Below are 17591 nucleotides of genomic sequence, written 5' to 3' on the forward strand. Positions count from 1 at the left end.
GAGTAATGATCTACCCAAAAACAAGTCGGTGGGGGGGGTCGGCCAACGGTTCCCCGGAACCTGTCCCATCCCCCCAACCGGCCGGCCATCTGGAGCTGTTTCGAGACATGCCAGCAGGCCGTCACACGTCCTGCTCCGGTGGCAGACCGTCGCACGCAGCGGCTCCAGTGTCGACCAGTTCGGCCGCGCGGGAAACCACGGCTTGCAGGGCTTCGAGATGGTTCACGAGCCGCTCGCAGCCCTCGGGCGTGAGCCGGACCCACGTTCGCCGCGCCTTGCTCCGCTGGGTCTGGACGATACCCTCCCGCCGGAGCTTGCCGAGCTGAGTGGACAGCGCGGCCGGGGTGACGCCGAGCGCTTCGCAGATGAAGCCGAACTCGCACCAGCGCATCTCGGCGAGCAGGGTCACGACGAACAGCCGCGCGGGCGCGAGCAGCACCGGATCGAGGTCACGGCTGAGGCTGCGGACAGCGACCGGTCGTCCCTCGCGGTGCGCTTCGGCGATCACTCGTCTTTCCTTCGTCAGTTGCTTGTCGTGTCGTGAAACGGCGTCAGGTCCCCGGCGGGCAGCCGGGGACCTGACGGTCAGTCGTGGAACTACGCGGCAGCGGCCGGGGCTCCTCGGGCCGTGTCGTACAGCCAGGTCCGGAAGTCCGGCGCGCTGGTGTAGACGGTCGGCTTCACACCCGGATACTGCGCCGCCGCGCGGCTGCACGTGCCGACCAGTTGCGGCACACCGTGCACCAGGGCGACGGCGGGGCCGCCAGAGTCTCCACCGCCGGGACCGTCCGTGCCGTGCGGGTTGTCGGTGCAGATCTCGCCCGCCGACTGTCCCGCGTCGGCGCACCGGTCCGGCGAAAGCACCGTCGTGCTCAGCTGCTGAAGCTGCACCGGGCGATGGCTCGTGTCCCCGTCTGGCTGGTCCGCGCCCCAGCCGTACAGCGTCACCCGATCACCGGGCCGGGCCGCGCGCCCGGCGAGCTGGATCGGCTGCACGTTCACCGGGTGGTCCAGCTTGAGCATGGCGATATCGTCCACCGGCTGCGCGGGCGCCCCGGCCGACCACTGCCAGCCGGGGTGAACCTTGATCTCGACGACCTTCGCCGTCTCCCCGCCCTGAGTACGGTCCTTCGATCCCACGCGCACAGAGAAGGTCCGTGCCGACATGGGGATGCTCCCGGTGTTGCCGGGCATGTCGGTGACGCAGTGGGCGTTGGTCACCACCCAGCTACGGAACAGCAGCGCGCCGCCGCACCAGGGAACGGCGAAGCGGCCGTAGGCGGGGGCGTCGTACACCATCGACGCCGTCCAACTGGTGTCACCCGTGGCCTGCTGCCCGCCGACGAGATCAGGCTGGACAGCGGCCGTACCCACGCTGGCACCGAGCAGACCGGGAAGCCCCAGCGCAGCGACCGCGCACGCAATAACGCTTGTTCTCAACACTCCTCTTTTCTTTGTTTACCAACAAAACTTCGGGTATCCCGCTCCGGAGGGTTCAGGGCTGACCCAGTGGCTCCTGACGACCGGCGGGCAGCTCCGGATCGGGTGTCGGTGTCCGGCGCAAGCAGGACACGCACGGCATCCCCTGTATCCGGTCGAGATGCTCAAGCTCGCCGGGACCGAACGCCGATCCACACAACGCTGTGAGCCGCTCCGGAACCACACCGCCGGTCGGCATCTCGAACACGTGCACCACTCGACGCGTCTCGCCGACGGTGCCCGGCAACGGACGCCCGAACACCAGCCGAACCGTCACCGCACATCCCGCAGCGCGTGACGCCCGGCGGAAGCGGATGCGCTCGTGGCACTACCTGCCCCCGCCGGAACAGGGGTCCGACCGTTTCGCTCCGGTGCCGGTCGCGACTGTTGACGCGGGAAGTACGGCGGAAGGGTGGGTAGTTGGGAGCCTCGAAGCAGGCGACGCAAAGCCGACGGTTTCCGATGCCGCGTTCGCTGGATGCGTCGCTCCACAGTCGGGAGTGTTGAGCGGGCGACCAGAAACGCGTAGCACCTTGGACAGAGGTGACCGGGCGGCAGGAGCATCGAGCCGGTCAGCACGACATGCCCGCAGAGTGCCTTGTATCGGCCGTGGGTGTTGTCGCGCCTGCCGCGAGCGAACTCCTCGTCGGTGATTGCATGGTCTGCACCGTCACCGTCGCTCCGATGCCAGCTCACATACAGGCCCGCGACCCTTCCCCGCCGTTCGTAGCTCACCCGAAACCCTTCTCCGCAAGTCCCGCCGGCCAGGTCGGGTACACGCTCCCGAGGTGAGCTCGGCGTCCTACAGGCTGACCAGGCGCAACAAGTTGTATGATCTGAAATCAGCCTGGCTAAGAAGCTCATATCAGCGACAGGTCAGGCGAGGGACATAGCGGGGACATGCCGCGCACCGGAGCACCGGATGCGAGGAGGGATGGACGGTGGCTTTCGATGATGCTTGCGGGCCTGCGCCACGCACCGTCCTTGAGCAGAAGATCCGCGAGCGACGTCAGACGTTGGCGGAATTCGCTCGTGCCGCCGAAGAGTTCGCGCGCAGCTTCGGCGAGCCAGGAACCCTCAGCGAACGCCACCTGAAGCGCCTCGCCGCTGGACGTCAGCCCGACGGCACGCCCGTCGGCCGCCCACGTCCGGCGACGGCACGGCTGCTTGAGCGAATGCTGGGCCTCACGATCGATGAGTTGCTCGCTCGACCGGACGCAGCTCTGGCGGTTGAGTCGGGAGAACATGAGCTACGGCAGCGGCTCAGTGCAGCCTGCCGGGTCAACGCCGAGGTGCTGGCAGTACTCCACTCCCAGCTCGCAGCAGTCCGCAGGCTTGATCGCCAGTTAGGGGCAGCCACTGCCCATGACGAGGTCACGACCAAGATTGACCAGGTGACGCGCCTGAAGTCGCACAGCTTGACCCCCGGCGTCCGGAGCCAGCTCTCGGCCTTGCTATCCGAGTTAGGCACACTCGCTGGCTGGCAGGCCCTCGACATGGGATCGGTCGCCGAATCTTGGCAATTCTACGAACGAGCGAGAGCAACTGCGTCGGAGTCCGATGATGTCGCCTTCGAGGTTCATTGCGCCGCCGAACAGGCCTTTGTGTTGATCGAGGTCAATCAGACAGCCTCGGCCGTGGACCTGTTGGACACGGTAGAGCGCCGAGCTCAGCGCACTACGGGCCGCCTCCTGCGCTCCTGGCTTGCAGCCGCCCATGGGGAAGCACTCGCGGCGGACGGCCAGCGATCGGCAAGTCTGCGCGCCTTCGATCGCGCGGCCGGACTGCTGCCGTCTGACACGTCACCGGCTGATGGGCCCTATGTCGTTCTCGACCCAGTCCACCTTGCACGGTGGCGCGGTCACGCTTTGGCGCGCATCGGTGAACCCGAAGCCGTGGAGGTTCTCTCGACAGCTCTCGGCTGTCTCGACTCGACGTTCACCCGCGCTGAGACGGCGTTGCGCGTCGATCTCGCCACGGCGTACGCCGCGATCGGCGCACGTGAGCAAGGGCGCACACACGCGGCAAAAGCAGGAGCTCTCGCGATTGAGATCGGTTCCGTTCGCCAGCAGCGAAGGGTCGATCAGCTCCGAGCAGCATTGCTCTGAATCCCGGTTAAAACGGCCATATTGATAGGATCGAAATGTCAACCGAATAGGCACGAGACTTATTTAACGTTCAAAACCAGAGTCTTCACTAGATTCGACTAAGATGAGATTCAACACGGACTCCATGCCGGGCGGCCTGACTGCACGATCGACCATCTTGTCAAGGACTGTATTCATAAAGAAGGACGCATTTATCTTGCCGCGAAACTCGTGATCGACATAGCGCCGCAGTATCTTCCGTCCGGGGAATTCAGAAATCCAAGAACCATCTTCAAGCGCTACGCTTAGTTCCGTTCGATACGCCGAAGCACGCTCCTTTATCTTTTGGGATGACCAAGAAGTCTCAACGGACCTAACGCGGCCAATAGACTTCTCGATTGCTGGAAGGAGTGTTACTTCAGGATTTACCGAATCTGGATTTCCTCGAATGTTGAGAGCGTTAACGAATTCATCATTGATTTCACTGGAGATTTTCTCCATAACCAGTCCGTTGACCAGCTTTTCAGCACATTGGCGCAATTTATCCAGAATCTCAGGGTCGGACATCGAAGACTCATCTTCGCCGCTAAGCATGGCCGTTGCGAGGCGCACGGCCGAGATATCCAACAGATAGTTCTCTATGTGATATACGTCCCACGAGAATTCGGATGCGCCCGGCGTCACTGGAATCTGAGGATTCGAATCTTTATCGACTATGGCGAAGAACCTATTCTTCACCCCGGACTGGACTGCGGACTCATTTAGCACCCGGTAAAGATCCTTTACGCGCTGCTTGTTTCCGCCACTGATAAGGTTAACTCGGCGCGAAAATCAGGGAACAGTCGCTTGACCATCCTGACATCAAAGCCGTCCTCTATTTTCCTTCGAGGACTACAACCTTACCGCGCGGTTGATAAGACGCCAAATCCCCAACAAGCTCAATGGCGACACGTTCGACGTCGTCGTCCGCAACGACTTCCACCGCTTGATTCTGTGAGGATTTTTCTAGAGATCCAGCGGGAATCATGTGATATACGCCGTAGTTCATGTTTCCGACAGCTTGCCGCAGCAGTGCGTCGGAGTGCGTAACCAGCCACAGCTGGTTATTTTGCTCTAGGCCCAGGTGTCGATAGTAAAAGTCCGTATAGCCCTGAAGCAGGCTGGGATTCAAATGAAGCTCAGGCTCGTCGATGAGCAAGACAGAGTTTCGCGGGGTGGAGTTTCTTAGCTTAAGATAGCCGTACAAGATCTCCTTTTCCCCGGAACTCAGCTCGTCGATGTCATGCTCCTCCCCTGAGCTTAATCGAACAGGAAACTCAAGGTCACCGTTTGGACGAGGTCGCGCACCTTGATAAGTCTTGTCAGGGAAAAATGTTCTGAACAACTCAGAAAGAGTGTCATTGAGATCTTGTTTAGCGGTCACCTGCCCAGCCTTCTCTGCAATTAGTGACCTAAGATAGCTTTGAGCCAGCTCCGTCTTGATGTTTTGGTACTTTGTAGCTGAATTGTAGAGTCGATTTTGCCTGCGCTGGTCTTCAAATGCGCGAGCATCGAGATTGATGCCACCTACCGCTTGTCTCGCGTACGTGCGCGAGGCGCTATGATACTCAATAATTCCAAGATGTTCCGGCTCATAGGCTTGAAAGGCTGCCTCAGCTGGCTTGCAGACACTAGTTTGCATCTCTCCGTTGGGCATAATTCGAAGGGAAAGAGTATGAACTGAGTTTTCTAGAGCGGTTCGAACATCTTCGGCGAGTTCTGCGCATCTCTTCGTGAGCGCCGGCTCCTGATATCGAAGCTGTGTTGCAATTGCAAGCCTGCTCCACGTCCACCAATCAATCGATTGTCCAGTAACCTCTTGCCATGCGATAGGCTGAACAAGTGCTTCCGTGTTTTCTCTTAAGTAAGCAACTTCCGAATCAGCGAAAGAGATGTGTGCCTCAATGACAATCGGCTGACTTTGGTCTCGAAACAGCTTCTGAACACTCGATCTATCTTGCAGACTTACGGCAAACTCGCCAAACCATTGATGGTATTCATTAGCTAGATATCCACCGTAGACAGATTTCAGCAATCGAATGGCATCGAAGATGCAGGACTTTCCTGAGCCATTTTGCCCGGCCACGACGACGAAATCATTAATGTCGTCGATCTCAAACTTCTTGACCGCACGGAGGTTGGAAACGGAAAAACTATTAAATCTCACCTTGCACCTTTCATGCCACGCCGCCTGAGCTGTAAGTCGCCGCAGGCTGACGTGCCGTAACGCTCTTTGTGGAAAGTATTCATGATCGTGACCTTGGGAATTTGATAACAAGACCAAGGTCAACGCCGTGACTCAGTGCCAGTGGATAGAGCAGGCCCATGAGAGGTCCGGCGCAGGGCGACTCGCTGTGCCAAGGCGATCTACCCGGGTGAGTTAGAGGCGTCGTAGGCTGCGCGGCGTGGCTGACGAGCATGGGTCGTGGAAGACGTTCGGTGAGCGGCTGGTCTACGACAACCGGTGGGTCAAGGTTGGATTGACGGACGTCGAGGCTCCGAACGGCGAGCGGTGGGACTACCACGTAGTCCACCTCGCGCGGATCGCTATCGCGCTGATCGTGAACGAGCAGGACGAAGCGCTCATGCTTTGGCGCTACCGCTTCGCCACCGAGCAGTGGGGGTATGAGCTGCTCGGAGGCATGGTTGACGATGGCGATGACTCGGCCGGGACAGCGGCCCGGGAGGCGGCCGAGGAGAGCGGCTGGCAGCCGGTCGGCGAACCGGAGCACCTGGTCAGCTTCGAGCCGCTGCCTGGTCAGGTCACGGCGCCGGTCGACGTCTACCTGTGGCGCGCAGCCGAGCACGTCGGCGACCCGACCGACACTGAAGAGGTGGGCCGGGTGGAGTGGGTGCCGCTGTCCCGCGTGAACGAGCTTGCTCAGCGGCAGGAGCTGCTTGGGTCCGGCACGCTGGTGGCGCTGCTCTACTTCCTGAACTCACGCCGTGCGTGAGTCGCCGGGCAGCACGAGCCGTTCAAGTCGGCGACGGAGCCGCACGGACCCGACCTGGGAGATGATCCGCCGGGCCTGCTGCGCGTAGGTCCGGGCGGCTTCCCGATCTCCGCCCACGCTGTGGGCAAGCGCGAGGTCGACGTACACGGCCGCGCTCGCGCGGACGAACGACGACTGTGCGCCGTCGACCAGCGTTTCGAGATGGTCGATCGCTTCCGGTGCGCCGAGGTGCACGAGCGCGTTGCCGCGCCATCGGTCCAGGTGGGTGCCGCCGAGGAAGAGGAACGGCAGTTCGGGGTGGACGACCTCGGATGGTCGCAGGGTGTCCGCTTCGTCGAACGCGCGTAGTGCGTCGTCGCGGTATCCGGCTACGGCGTGGCCTTCTCCCTCGGCGGCTGCGAGCCACGCGCGCAGCAGGCGCGGCGCGTGCTCGCCGATCGACCGCGCTTCGGCGAACAGGGCTAGCGCGTCTTCGACGTTGCCCGCGTCGACCAGCACGAACGCCTGTTCAGCCGTGGCGTGGGCGAGCAGCGCCGCCGACCCGGATTCCAGCGCGGCGGACTTCGCGCGTTCGTAGTGGGTCCATGCCTGGCTGAGTGAGCCGATGTCCAGGGAGTTCCACCCGGCGAGGGTGGACGCTTCGACGAGAACGCCGGCCAGCGGTGCCCGGTCGCGGCGCAACAGCGTGTGCCGGAGTCGGTCTTCGACCTCGGTGATCTGGCCGCGCAGCCGTTCCAGCCGCGCGGCGGAGCCGAACCGGCGGTCGGCGTGGCGGACGCCGTCGACCTCTCGGCGGAACAGCGCGATGGTCTCGGCATCGACACGTCGGGCGATGACGAGCCGTTCGGCCAGCTCATCGCCGATGGCGGGCTGGTCGGGCGGGAACCCGAGTTCGTCGTCGGTTCGGCCGTAGATCTCGCGTAGAACGGCGCGCATCGCGGGTTCCGGCGTGATGTGGCCGTTCTCCCAGCGGGATATCTCGGTCTTCCGGCTTGCGATCGGACGTTCCGAGAGTCCGTGTGCCGGAGCGCGGGCATTGATTGCCCGCGCGAGCTTTTCCTGGCTCCACCCGAGCGCGTTCCGTGCCGCTTGCAGGAGGCTTGTTGACGTCATGCGCCGCCACCCTGATAACGGCCTCTACCTGCGGAAATAACAGGAGTTAACACGGGCTGTGTCATCTGCTGCCAGCTCCCGGGCGGCGCGGAAATGCCGTTTCTTAGTGGCATGACACACGACACGAACTTCTCCCGAGCGGCCACCGTGGCCGACCGGGAAATCGGATCCAAGCTAGGCGCTGGGATTCCTGTCACGGCGTACCAACTCGGCGATATCGGTCGTCAGGTCGGCGAGCTGCTCGGTGATCTGCGACAGCCGCTGCTCGATGACGGCCAGCCGCGCGGACACGGCGTCTTCCATGTCTTCGCGGGGCTGGCCGAGGGCCGGCGGGATGCGGCCGTGCAGTACGGCGAGCAGGTGCTGCGGGTGGAGGCCGAGCGCGACGGCCAGGGCCTCAAGGGTGCGGTCGCTGCGCTTGCGCTCCACGGTGTGGTTCTGGATTTCGCGGACGATCGCTTGGGAGACCTGCGAGCGTTCGGCCAGCTCGCGTTGCTTCCATCCGAGCTCGTTCACGCGCTCGTTGATGGTCTTCGCGACCGCCGCCCAGTCTTCCGACACCCATTCCTCCGTGGTCCGCCTCAGCGCCGAGATTAGCGCTTAACGGATTCCGCGGCGCCGAGATCGACGCCGCGTCGCGCATTCGGGCCATTCTCATGTCTTCATGCGACTAAATCAGCTTTCTTTTTCAGCTCAAATCAGCTGAACGACTTTAAGGGCTTACTTCAATGCAGAAGAACATTCCTGACGCCGGTGGTCCGGCGTTCTACTCACTGGCCGACGCCGCGTGGCTTCTCGGTGTCGACCGCAACGAGATCCATCGCGCTATCCGGGTCGGTTCGCTGCGCGCAGAGCGGCGCCGCTCCCGGCTCGTCATCTCGGCCGCCGAGCTGCGGCGCGTGCTCGACGGGGGTGCGCGATGACCGAACACGACTATGAGGAGATGGCCGCTCGGCTCGACCAGTACGCCGACGTGCCGAACGACGTGCTCACGAACCTGGTGACCAAGGACGGTCTGTGTTTCTGGGCGTTCGACCGGGCCGACATGCCCGAACTGACCGGGGATGACCCGCCGGATCGGGAGCTGGCTGCTCGGCTGTGCGCGGGCTGCCCGGTGATCGATGAGTGCCTTGAACTCGACCTGCGCACCGCCGGGCGGGACACGCTCGGAGTCTGGGGTGCGCTGCCGGACACCGCCCGGCACGCGCTCTACCCGGTGTGGCTGCAGCGCCGGGGAGGTGTGGCGCGATGACGCTCACCCTCACGCCGACACAGATCCTCGCCGGGGCCGGTGTCCTGTTCGCGCTGTTCGTGGTGTGGCGATTCGGCGCGCGGAAGGCACGCCGGGCGGCTGATGCGACGCGAGCAGGCGCGCGGGCGGTGTCGCTGGCCGGGCGGGTGCTGTTCACGGGCGCGGCGTTCATGGGCGTTCAGTGGCTGGTGATCACGCACCCGGGTAACCCGACGCTGCTGCTCGTGGTGCTGGGCCTGCCGGACCTGATTGCCGCGTTCGTCCTGACGCGTGCCCTGACGGTCACGTCGCTGGACACCACGCGCCGGGGTGGTGGTCGCCGATGACCACGACCGATCGGAAGCAGGGAGGGATGGCCACCGTTCGGCGGCTGCCCGCCCCGGCCGTGCCGAGCCGGGCGCAGCGGCTGGCCGAGGATGCAGCCGAGGCTGCCGACGTCCGCCGCTGGCAGACCCACCCGGACGTCGTGGCCTTGCAGGTCGAGCGGGTCCGCACGCAGGTGGACCGGCTGTGCTGGGCCGGGATCATCCTGGGCTTGGCGTTCACCACGGCCAACGTCCAGTGGTTCGCCGCGTCCGGTGCCGCGTTCGGGTCACTGCCGTGGTTGACGGCGTGGCTGCTCGATCCGACGGTGTGCCTGGTCCTGCTCGCGATCCTGCGGGCGGAGCAGGTGACCGCGCGGTATCAGGTTCGGACCGGGCGGTGGGTCCGGGCGGCGAAGTGGCTCACGCTGGCCGCCACGTACGTCATGAACACCTGGTCGTCGTGGGCGGCCGGGTCGCCGGCCGGGGTGGTGCTGCACTCGGTGCCACCGCTGGTCGTGTTCGTGGCCGCCGAAGCGGTCACCGACCTGCGCGACAAGCTCACCGACGCCGTGCACGTCGCGTTCACGACCGCCACGAACCCGGCGGGCGGTCATGAACCGGTCGCGTCGCGTCGTGAGCGGCCGACCAAGCGACGGCGGTGGTTCGCCGACTACCTCGCCGACGCTCGGCGAGCCTGGTCACCCGACATCGTCGTGACCCCGGCATGGGTGCGAGAGGTCACCGGCTGCTCGCGCGGCCTGTCCTCCCGGCTCGCAGCCGCCCTCGCCACCGAAGTAAGCGAAGGGGCCCGCGATGAGCACTGAACCGGAAGGTGGTGCGCTGGCCCGGACGGGCTCGCGGGAAGTCGAGCACGTCGGACCGGTGCTCGACGGCGAGTTGATCGACGACACGTTGCCGCAGCCGCGTCACCGGACCATGCGACGCCGATTCGCGCGGTGGTGGCACCGCTCGTCCCGGGTGCCGCTGTGGCTAAAGAGCAAGCCGCAGGCCGTTCAAGCCGCCAAGGACGGCGTGGTCTGGGTGCTCAAGTCGCCGTGGCGGTACCTCGGCGCGGTGGTGCGGGGTGTCGTCGTCGGCGCGCGGTGGTGGCGAGGCTGGCTGAAGGTGCGGGACTACCGCACGGCGGCGGAGGAGTCAGACAAGCTCGCCGACAAGTTCACCGAGATCCGCGAACTCACCCTCTTCCGGTGGAAGGTCACCGGCGCCGTGCTCGCCGTCCTGGCGCTGGCAGTCGCCGTGGTGGATCTCCTGTACGGCAACGATCCACTCTGGATCGCCGGTGGCGTCGCGTCGGTCGCGCTGGCGATCCTTGGGCGCCGCAAAGACGGAAGCCCTGGGAGGAAACCCGCACTCGCCGGGCCGCGCACACTTACCTGGACGATGGACCCGCAAGTCCTGGTGGACGCGTTCCGGGACGCGAAGCTGATCGGCAAGGACGAGTCCTTGCGGTTGGTCGAGCGGGCTACGCGGGTCGGCGACGGATGGGCGATCACGGTCGATCTCCCGGCGACCCGCAAGGCCGCCGACGTGGTGAAGAACCGGGACGCGCTCGCGTCGGCGCTGGCGGTCGATGAGGTGCAGCTCATCGTGGAACGGGTCCGGGGCAACGGCGGGCACGCCGGGCGGGTGTCGATGTGGGTGGCCGATGAGGACCCCTACAGCAAGCCGCCGGTCCGGACGCCGCTGCTAGCGGTATCGCGCTGGGATGCGTGGCGACCGGTGCCGTTCGGCCGGGACGCCCGGGACCGGCGGATTGACCTGCCGCTGGTGTGGACGTCGCTGCTCGTGGGTGCGATCCCTCGGCAGGGGAAGACGTTCGCCGCGAGGCTCGCGGCCGCCGGGCTGATCCTGGACGCCTGGGTGCGGCTGTACGTGGCGGACTTCAAGGCCGGGAAGGACTGGGACGCCGCCGGCCAGGTCGCGCACCGGTTCATGTCCGGCGACGAACCCGAGCACGTCCTCACGTTGGTGGACTGGCTGGTCGAGCTGGTCGGCGAGGTTCAGGGCCGGTTCCGACGTATGCGGGATCTGGACGACCTGACCTGTCCCGAGTCGAAGGTCACCCCGGATATGTCTCGGGACAAGAGCCTGAATATGCCAATCACGGCGGTGTTCATCGATGAGGTGCAGGTGCCGTTGGAGGACCGGACGCCCGTGGTGGTGCAGGGGAAGAAGGTTCCGGCGGGTGAGTACGTCGGCGAGCTGCTGACGTGGCTGGCGAAGAAGGGACCGGCGGCCGGGATCGTGCTCGTGCTCGCCACGCAGCGACCGGACTCGAAAACGATCCCATCCGGGCTGCGCGCGGTGCTCGGGTCGCGGTTCGCGCTGCGGGTGATGGACTGGCGCGACTCCAACATCGTGCTCGGCGAGCAGATGAACACGCGAGGGTTCGACTCATCCCGGCTGCTGCCCTCTCACAAGGGCGTCGGCATCCTGCGGCCGGACGGGGACACCGCCGCCGGCGCGGACGTACTCGCCACCACGGTCCGGACCTACTACATGCCGAACGAGGACTGGCAGACCATCTGCCAGCAAGGCCGGGCGCTCCGCGAGGCTGCCGGAACGCTCAGCGGGCACGCCGCAGGACAGGACGCCATGCCGACTCTTGACCACGCGGCCGCAGCCCACGCCATCGGCACACGTGCCGTACCCACTTCGGAACCGGCCGGACTGGGCGAGCTACCGGAACCGCTGGCATCGGTGATCGACTACCTCGGCGACGACGCGGACGAACGCGAGTTCATCCCAAGCGCCGAACTTGTCGACGCGCTCGCTGTCGAACCGACCGCGTTCGGCCGTTCGATGGGCGAGCTGGGCTGTCGCCCGACGCGCGACTACGTCCCCGCCGAGGACGGCGGGACCAAACGCGTGCGCGGCTACCTCACGGCCGACCTACGTGCGGCCGTCGACCGGGTCCTTGACGAGGCCAGCCGGAATACGGCGAACGGTGGCGAGGTGGGCGCGGATGACGGCTGACCGGGCCCCAAGCACCACCGAACAGCCCGCAGCCGAACAACTCGCAAAGGAAGAGCATGCCGAGCCGATCGACCCGGAAGGTCTGGAGTACTGGCGCCGGGCGTGCGCCGCCTTGCCGCCCATGACCGAGGACGAAATCGAGAGACTCGCCGTCGTGCATCGCCGGATCGATCAGCGTCGCACCGCATGAAGGCCTGCGTAAGGTACTCATAGACCTTGCCCTTGAGATCCGAGATCGCCTGGGACGGTACGGCCGCCGCCAACTCCCTTAGGCACGAAAGACCTCCATGGGCGTTAGCCCATGGAGGTCGGAAAGCTCATCGAGCTTAGATGATCGGCTAGCGGGGAAGCTTCCGACCTGTGGTTACATCCGAACCGGGGGCGACGTTCACATCGTTGCCGTGCTCAACGTAGTGATGCACCGACAACGGCCCCAGGGACCAGTCAACCGGCGTGAGCACCATCATCAAGAAGAACACCATCATCAGAAACGCGGCTCGGAACGTAGCGCCCCAAGTGCCGAGGATGGCGCCAACGCCGACTGCCACGGCGTTCGCCACGACGTCGGCCGCTTGCCTTGTCCTGGACTGCCGGTCGTCAACCAATGGTTGTCGGTCATCCGACTTTGGTGTTGCGTAGGTCCCAGAAGGTCGCGATACAGCCCGGTGGCGTCGTAGCATCACGATGTCACATCCAATCGTCTGGTTGCTGTGAAGGGCGAACAGGTGGAGATGCGACTCGGCGGCTCCCTCTGCCAGGAGGGGGCCGCTTTTTCTGAGTTCGTCAGATGCGCCGCTGCAACCAAGAGTAGAGCCAGCGCCCGGCAACTACCGAGAGTCTTCCTGTGCGATCCCTCACCTAATCGTTAAGGGAATCGATTCAGACGTCACTCAATCGGTGCCTCTTCCGAAAATCTTCCGGTATGCATTGCTAAGCAAGTTATCGCCGCGTCATCTACTGGCGAGTTTTCAACCACCTAGCTGCACACGGGGTATAACTCAGCGTTATCTCGGCGCCCATGTTGGGGGACTGTCGCGCCGGCGCAAGCGGCGGTTAGTCCACCGGGCGATGCCAACAGTCGCGCTGTCCTGCGTTCGCGCATTCAACTAGCGATGTTCACTCTCGGGATCGACTAACCGCAGACGTTCCCGCTTGAAGGCGCGTGTCCCCGTCCGACCGGACGGATCCAGGAAAAGTAGAGCCTTGCCAAGCGCCGATGACAGCATGGCCCGCTTTTCATAGACGTTGCCGTCGTCCCACTGGCTTGCGATCTCGGCCGGATCCTGGGCTCTCGTCGGACCATCAGGCTTGCCGCCGGAGAGCGTCTCCCGTTCCGCGCGCAGCCGGGCGAGATCGGCAGCAAGAGGCTGGTTCGCGTGGTCGAACGCGTCCAAGGTGATCTCGCGTCGTCCTAACCGCTCGGACAATGCGTTCTGGATCTTCTCGCACTCGGCGATCTCCGCGCGTACCTCGGCGAGCCGGTCGGCGACGCGCGCCCTAGCCGCAGCGACCGCCGAAGCGTGACGCGGATCGGATTGCCGCGCGATCACGATCAGCCGCAGTTCGGCGTCCACCGCGCGCCGGTCTCCGTAGACCTTGCCGCACCCACGCCGTTGCTTGTTGCAGAAATACACCGCGCGCCGCTCGCCAGTGTCCTTGTATACCGTGTCCTTGCGGCTTGCCGACAGCTTCATCTCGCAGCGGCCACACCGCAGGATGCCGGTCCCGACGTAGCTTTCGCCGACAACCCGTCCTCGCCGCCGAGCGGCATACATCGCTCGCAGCCGCGCGAACTTGTCCGGGTCCACAATCGGCTCGCCCTCGATCCTGCCGACCAACTTACCGTCATGCTCAATCAGCCCGGCATTCGTTGGCCGCAGCAAAACGGACCTGACGGTGACAGCGATCCACTCGCGGCCCAATGCCGTCCGTAGCCCTGCTTCATTCCACTCGTTGGCGAGTGTGCCCTGCCCGATCCCCACCAACTGTGCGTCGGTGCCGTCCCGCAACGCGGCTCGCTCCCGCTCGACCAGTTCGGCGGGAACGTCGGGCCGGTCGTTGTCCGTCTCTTCGGAGCCTGGCACCCACGTCATGTCCTTACCCGGCCACCCGAACCGGCGCGGACCTCCTAGGTGACCGATGCCCTGTTCACGCTTGGTGGCGAACCGGCGCTTGATCCGCCGGGACGTGTCATCGGATGAACGGGCCGCGTGCGCGACCTCGATCCGCAGGATGAACCGGTCGTCCGGGTTGGCCAAGTCTCGCTCGCCGTGCGCCGAGTAGACCTTGAATCCGCGCTCGCCCAGCTCGATCAACTTTTCCAGGTCGCGCGGCTGCCGGAACAGGCGGTCGGTGTGCCAGACCACGATCCCGTCCGACTCGCCCGACTCGACCCGTTCCAGCAGCCGCTCCCACCCGGCGCGGCGGACGCTGCGCTTCCATGCCGAGAGCCCGTCCTTCAACTCCTCGCCGAGGGTCGCGCCGACCCGCTCGATCACCTTCCGGTTGTCGGCCCATTGGGTCTCGATTTTCTCCAACTCGCCGGTCTCTGGCACCCGCGACAACCGACCGTAGGAGTCCAGGACAATCGGCTGGCCAGCGCGTTGACCTGCGTTAACATCCGGTGTGATCGCCATATAGCGAGGTTATGTCAGCAAATGAGACCTCGCCAAGGCCACATTGGGGCGCTCTGAGCCGGGGTCAGGACTTGAGGTCCGGGAAGTCCTCCTCACGGAACTCCGTGCCCGCGCCGCGCGCCGGATCGCTCTCGCGCCCGCGTAGCTCGACGCGGCGGATCTTGCCCGAGATCGTCTTGGGCAGCTCCGCGAACTCGAGCCGGCGGATCCGCTTGTACGGCGCCAGGTGCTCGCGGCAGTACGCGAGGATCGCCTTCGCCGTCTCCGGGGTCGGCTCGTGGCCGGCGGCCAGCACGACGTACGCCTTGGGCACCGCGAGCCGGATCGGGTCCGGCGCCGGGACCACCGCCGCCTCGGCCACCGCCTCGTGCTCGATCAGCACGCTCTCCAGCTCGAACGGCGAGATCCGGTAGTCCGACGCCTTGAACACGTCGTCCGTGCGCCCGACGTAGGTGATGTAGCCGCGCTCGTCGACCGAACCGACGTCACCCGTGTGGTAGAAACCGCCGCTGAACGCCGCCGACGTGCGCTCGTCGTCGCCGGTGTAGCCGGTCATCAGGCCCACCGGGCGGTGCTGGAGGTCGAGGCAGATCTCGCCCTCCGACGCCCGTTCGCCGCTGACCGGGTCGACCAGTGCCACCACGAACCCGGGCAGCGGGCGGCCCATCGAGCCGGGCACGACGTCCTGGCCGGGCGTGTTCGCGATCTGGACGCTGCTCTCGGTCTGGCCGAAGCCGTCGCGGATGGTGACTCCCCACGACTTCCGGACCTGCTCGATCACCTCGGGGTTGAGCGGCTCCCCCGCCCCGACGACCTTCTTCGGCGGCGTCTTCAGCGCCGTCAGGTCCGCTTGGATCAGCATCCGCCACACCGTCGGCGGCGCGCAGAAGCTCGTGACGCCGCACCGGTCCATCTGGGCCATCAGCGCGTTCGCGTCGAACCGCTGGTAGTTGTAGAGGAACACCGTCGCTTCGGCGTTGAACGGGGCGAAGAAGTTGCTCCACGCGTGTTTCGCCCAGCCGGGCGAGGAGATGTTCAGGTGGACGTCACCCGGCTCCAGCCCGATCCAGTACATCGTGGACAGGTGGCCTACCGGGTACGAGACGTGCGTGTGCTGCACCAGTTTCGGCTTCGCCGTCGTGCCGGAGGTGAAGTAGAGCAGCAGCGGGTCGGCGGCCTTCGTCGGGCCGTCCGGGGCGAACTCCGGCGACTGGGCGAACGCCTCCGAGTACGGCCGCCAGCCCTCGACCGGCTCCCCCACCGCGATCCGCGTGTAGCCGCCCTCGACGTCCGCGAACTTCTCCGCGTCCACCGAGCGGACCACGACGTGCTTGGCCGCGCCGCGTTCCACGCGGTCGGTCAGGTCGGCCGGCCCGAGAAGGGTGGACGCCGGGATGATCACGGCGCCGAGCTTGATCGCGGCGAGGATGGTCTCCCACAGTTCGCCCTGGTTGCCCAGCATGAGGATCAGCCGGTCGCCGCGGCGGACGCCGAGGCTCCGCAGCCAGTTCGCCACCTGGTTGGACCGGCCGGACAGCTCCGGGTAGGTCCAGCGGTTCTCGGTGCCGTCCTCCTCGACGATCCACAGCGCGGACCGTTCGGCGTTGTCCGGGTCGTGCGCGACGACGTCGAACCAGTCGATCGCCCAGTTGAACTCGTCGAACTCCGGCCACGCGAAGCCGCGGTAGGCCGTGTCGTAGTCCTCGCGGTGGGTCTGCAGGTAGTCCCGCGCCACGCGGAACGCGTGGTGGACTTCCGAAGCGCCGTTGCTCACCCTGCTGCCTCCTTGCCTATTCGCCCTTGAACTCCGGCTTCCGGCGCTCCATAAAGGCCTGGACCGCTTCGCCGAGGTCCTTGCTGGGCAGGAACGCCGAATTCCACGCCGCGACGTACCGGAGGCCGTCGGCGACCTGGCGCTCGGTGTTCGCCGCCAGTACCTGCTTCGTACCCTGCACCACGAGCGGCGGGTTCGCAGCGATCTCCCCGGCGAGTTCCCGCGCGGCCTTCAGCAGCGCGTCCTGGTCGGCGTGGACGTCGTTGACGAGGCCGATCTTCTCGGCTCGCGCGGCGTCGATGTCCTTGCCGGTCAGGGCGAGCTCGCGCAGGTGGCCTTCGCCGATGATCGAGGCGAGCCGCTGGAGGCTGCCGAGGTCGGCCACGATGGCGACGCGCACCTCGCGGACGCTGAACTTGGCGTCGGCGCTGGCCAGGCGGATGTCGGCGGCCGCGACCACGTCGACCCCGCCGCCGATGCACCAGCCCGAAACGGCCGCGATGACCGGTTTGCGGCAGTCCGCGATCGAGCTGACCGCCGCCTGCAGCGACCGGACCTGGTCGAGGAACGCCGTCCGCGGCCCGGCCAGGTTGTCCCCGCCCAGCATCGGTGCCCAGTCGCCCATCATCGCCGGCAGGTCGAGACCGTAGGAGAAGTGCACCCCGCTGCCGGTCAGCACCACGGCCCTGACCTGCGGGTCGGCGTCCAGCGTGCGGAAGACCAGCGGCAGCTCGCGCCAGAAGTCCGGCCCCATCGCGTTGCCCTTCGACGGGCCGAGGAGCGTCACTTCGGCCACGGGGCCGTCGACGTCGACCTTCAGGGAGACGAGGTCGGGCAGACTGTCAGCAGTAGCGGTCATGGGGTCATCTTGACCCATGCCCGCGACGAGCTGCCATTGGCGCGTTGTCAATTGATGCCATGGTCACTGTGCCAAGGTGATCAGGGGATGTTTTCC

19 protein-coding genes are annotated in these 17591 nt (G+C 65.5%); 8 read left to right on the forward strand and 11 right to left on the reverse strand.

Going from position 1 to position 17591, the window contains the following annotated elements:
- Nucleotides 1-121 precede the first annotated feature (121 nt).
- From AB0M83_RS21225 to AB0M83_RS21235, 3 genes are all read right to left on the reverse strand, one after another.
- The gene (locus AB0M83_RS21225; protein WP_364519466.1) at nt 122-508 is read right to left on the reverse strand and encodes a transcriptional regulator; all 387 of its coding nucleotides are present in this window, start codon (nt 506-508) and stop codon (nt 122-124) included.
- 89 nt (nt 509-597) lie between these two features.
- On the reverse strand, nt 598-1374 hold the full coding sequence (locus tag AB0M83_RS21230) for a trypsin-like serine protease (RefSeq protein WP_364519468.1): 777 nt from the start codon (nt 1372-1374) through the stop codon (nt 598-600).
- 121 nt (nt 1375-1495) lie between these two features.
- A complete protein-coding gene (locus AB0M83_RS21235; protein WP_364519470.1) occupies nt 1496-1756 on the reverse strand; it encodes a hypothetical protein in 261 nt (86 codons plus the stop codon).
- 664 nt (nt 1757-2420) lie between these two features.
- On the opposite strand from AB0M83_RS21235, the gene AB0M83_RS21240 reads away from it, so the two are divergent.
- Entirely contained in the window at nt 2421-3587 is a 1167-nt protein-coding gene (locus AB0M83_RS21240; RefSeq protein ID WP_364519472.1) for a hypothetical protein, read from the forward strand.
- A 63-nt stretch (nt 3588-3650) separates the two neighbouring features.
- Here the strand turns inward: AB0M83_RS21240 and AB0M83_RS21245 are convergent, their stop codons facing one another.
- Both AB0M83_RS21245 and AB0M83_RS21250 read right to left on the reverse strand, forming a co-directional pair.
- Nucleotides 3651-4334 carry a hypothetical protein gene (locus AB0M83_RS21245; protein WP_364519474.1) on the reverse strand — a complete coding sequence of 228 codons (684 nt, stop codon included), beginning with the start codon at nt 4332-4334 and terminating at the stop codon, nt 3651-3653.
- A 106-nt stretch (nt 4335-4440) separates the two neighbouring features.
- Nucleotides 4441-5895, reverse strand: coding sequence for an AAA family ATPase (locus AB0M83_RS21250; RefSeq protein WP_364519476.1), 1455 nt, complete (start codon nt 5893-5895; stop codon nt 4441-4443).
- Between the two features lie 115 nt (nt 5896-6010).
- Here AB0M83_RS21250 and AB0M83_RS21255 point away from each other — a divergent pair, with 115 nt between their 5' ends.
- Nucleotides 6011-6559, forward strand: coding sequence for an NUDIX hydrolase (locus AB0M83_RS21255; protein WP_364519478.1), 549 nt, complete (start codon nt 6011-6013; stop codon nt 6557-6559).
- On the opposite strand, the gene AB0M83_RS21260 is transcribed toward AB0M83_RS21255, so the two are convergent.
- Both AB0M83_RS21260 and AB0M83_RS21265 read right to left on the reverse strand, forming a co-directional pair.
- On the reverse strand, nt 6545-7495 hold the full coding sequence (locus tag AB0M83_RS21260; protein ID WP_364519480.1) for a tetratricopeptide repeat protein: 951 nt from the start codon (nt 7493-7495) through the stop codon (nt 6545-6547). The genes AB0M83_RS21255 and AB0M83_RS21260 overlap by 15 nt on opposite strands.
- A 351-nt stretch (nt 7496-7846) precedes the next feature.
- Entirely contained in the window at nt 7847-8233 is a 387-nt protein-coding gene (locus AB0M83_RS21265) for a helix-turn-helix transcriptional regulator (RefSeq protein ID WP_364519482.1), read from the reverse strand.
- 167 nt (nt 8234-8400) lie between these two features.
- On the opposite strand from AB0M83_RS21265, the gene AB0M83_RS21270 reads away from it, so the two are divergent.
- The 6 genes from AB0M83_RS21270 to AB0M83_RS21295 are packed head-to-tail and all read left to right on the forward strand — an operon-like array spanning nt 8401 to nt 12416.
- Nucleotides 8401-8595, forward strand: coding sequence for a helix-turn-helix domain-containing protein (locus AB0M83_RS21270; protein WP_364519484.1), 195 nt, complete (start codon nt 8401-8403; stop codon nt 8593-8595).
- Entirely contained in the window at nt 8592-8924 is a 333-nt protein-coding gene (locus tag AB0M83_RS21275) for a WhiB family transcriptional regulator (protein ID WP_364519486.1), read from the forward strand. Before AB0M83_RS21270 ends, AB0M83_RS21275 begins: the two co-directional genes overlap by 4 nt.
- Complete coding sequence (locus AB0M83_RS21280; protein ID WP_364519488.1) at nt 8921-9250, forward strand: hypothetical protein; 330 nt, start codon at nt 8921-8923, stop codon at nt 9248-9250. The genes AB0M83_RS21275 and AB0M83_RS21280 overlap by 4 nt, the downstream gene beginning before the upstream one ends.
- Before the next feature lie 26 nt (nt 9251-9276).
- Nucleotides 9277-10053, forward strand: coding sequence for a hypothetical protein (locus AB0M83_RS21285; protein ID WP_364519490.1), 777 nt, complete (start codon nt 9277-9279; stop codon nt 10051-10053).
- A complete protein-coding gene (locus AB0M83_RS21290; protein WP_364519492.1) occupies nt 10043-12226 on the forward strand; it encodes a cell division protein FtsK in 2184 nt (727 codons plus the stop codon). The genes AB0M83_RS21285 and AB0M83_RS21290 overlap by 11 nt, the downstream gene beginning before the upstream one ends.
- On the forward strand, nt 12216-12416 hold the full coding sequence (locus AB0M83_RS21295) for a hypothetical protein (RefSeq protein ID WP_364519494.1): 201 nt from the start codon (nt 12216-12218) through the stop codon (nt 12414-12416). Before AB0M83_RS21290 ends, AB0M83_RS21295 begins: the two co-directional genes overlap by 11 nt.
- A 148-nt stretch (nt 12417-12564) precedes the next feature.
- Here the strand turns inward: AB0M83_RS21295 and AB0M83_RS21300 are convergent, their stop codons facing one another.
- The 4 genes from AB0M83_RS21300 to AB0M83_RS21315 form a co-directional block, all read right to left on the reverse strand.
- Nucleotides 12565-12786 (reverse strand): hypothetical protein, encoded by a 222-nt coding sequence (locus AB0M83_RS21300; RefSeq protein WP_364519496.1) that lies wholly within the window; start codon nt 12784-12786, stop codon nt 12565-12567.
- A gap of 546 nt (nt 12787-13332) precedes the next feature.
- Entirely contained in the window at nt 13333-14862 is a 1530-nt protein-coding gene (locus tag AB0M83_RS21305; RefSeq protein ID WP_364519498.1) for a recombinase family protein, read from the reverse strand.
- A gap of 64 nt (nt 14863-14926) precedes the next feature.
- Nucleotides 14927-16636, reverse strand: a complete 1710-nt coding sequence (locus AB0M83_RS21310) for an AMP-binding protein (RefSeq protein WP_364519500.1) — start codon at nt 16634-16636, stop codon at nt 14927-14929.
- Nucleotides 16637-16652: 16 nt separating this feature from the next.
- Nucleotides 16653-17495 (reverse strand): crotonase/enoyl-CoA hydratase family protein, encoded by an 843-nt coding sequence (locus AB0M83_RS21315; protein ID WP_364519502.1) that lies wholly within the window; start codon nt 17493-17495, stop codon nt 16653-16655.
- Nucleotides 17496-17591: the final 96 nt, after the last annotated feature.

The organism is Amycolatopsis sp. NPDC051106 (genome assembly GCF_040682775.1).
Taxonomy (GTDB): Bacteria; Actinomycetota; Actinomycetes; order Mycobacteriales; family Pseudonocardiaceae; genus Amycolatopsis.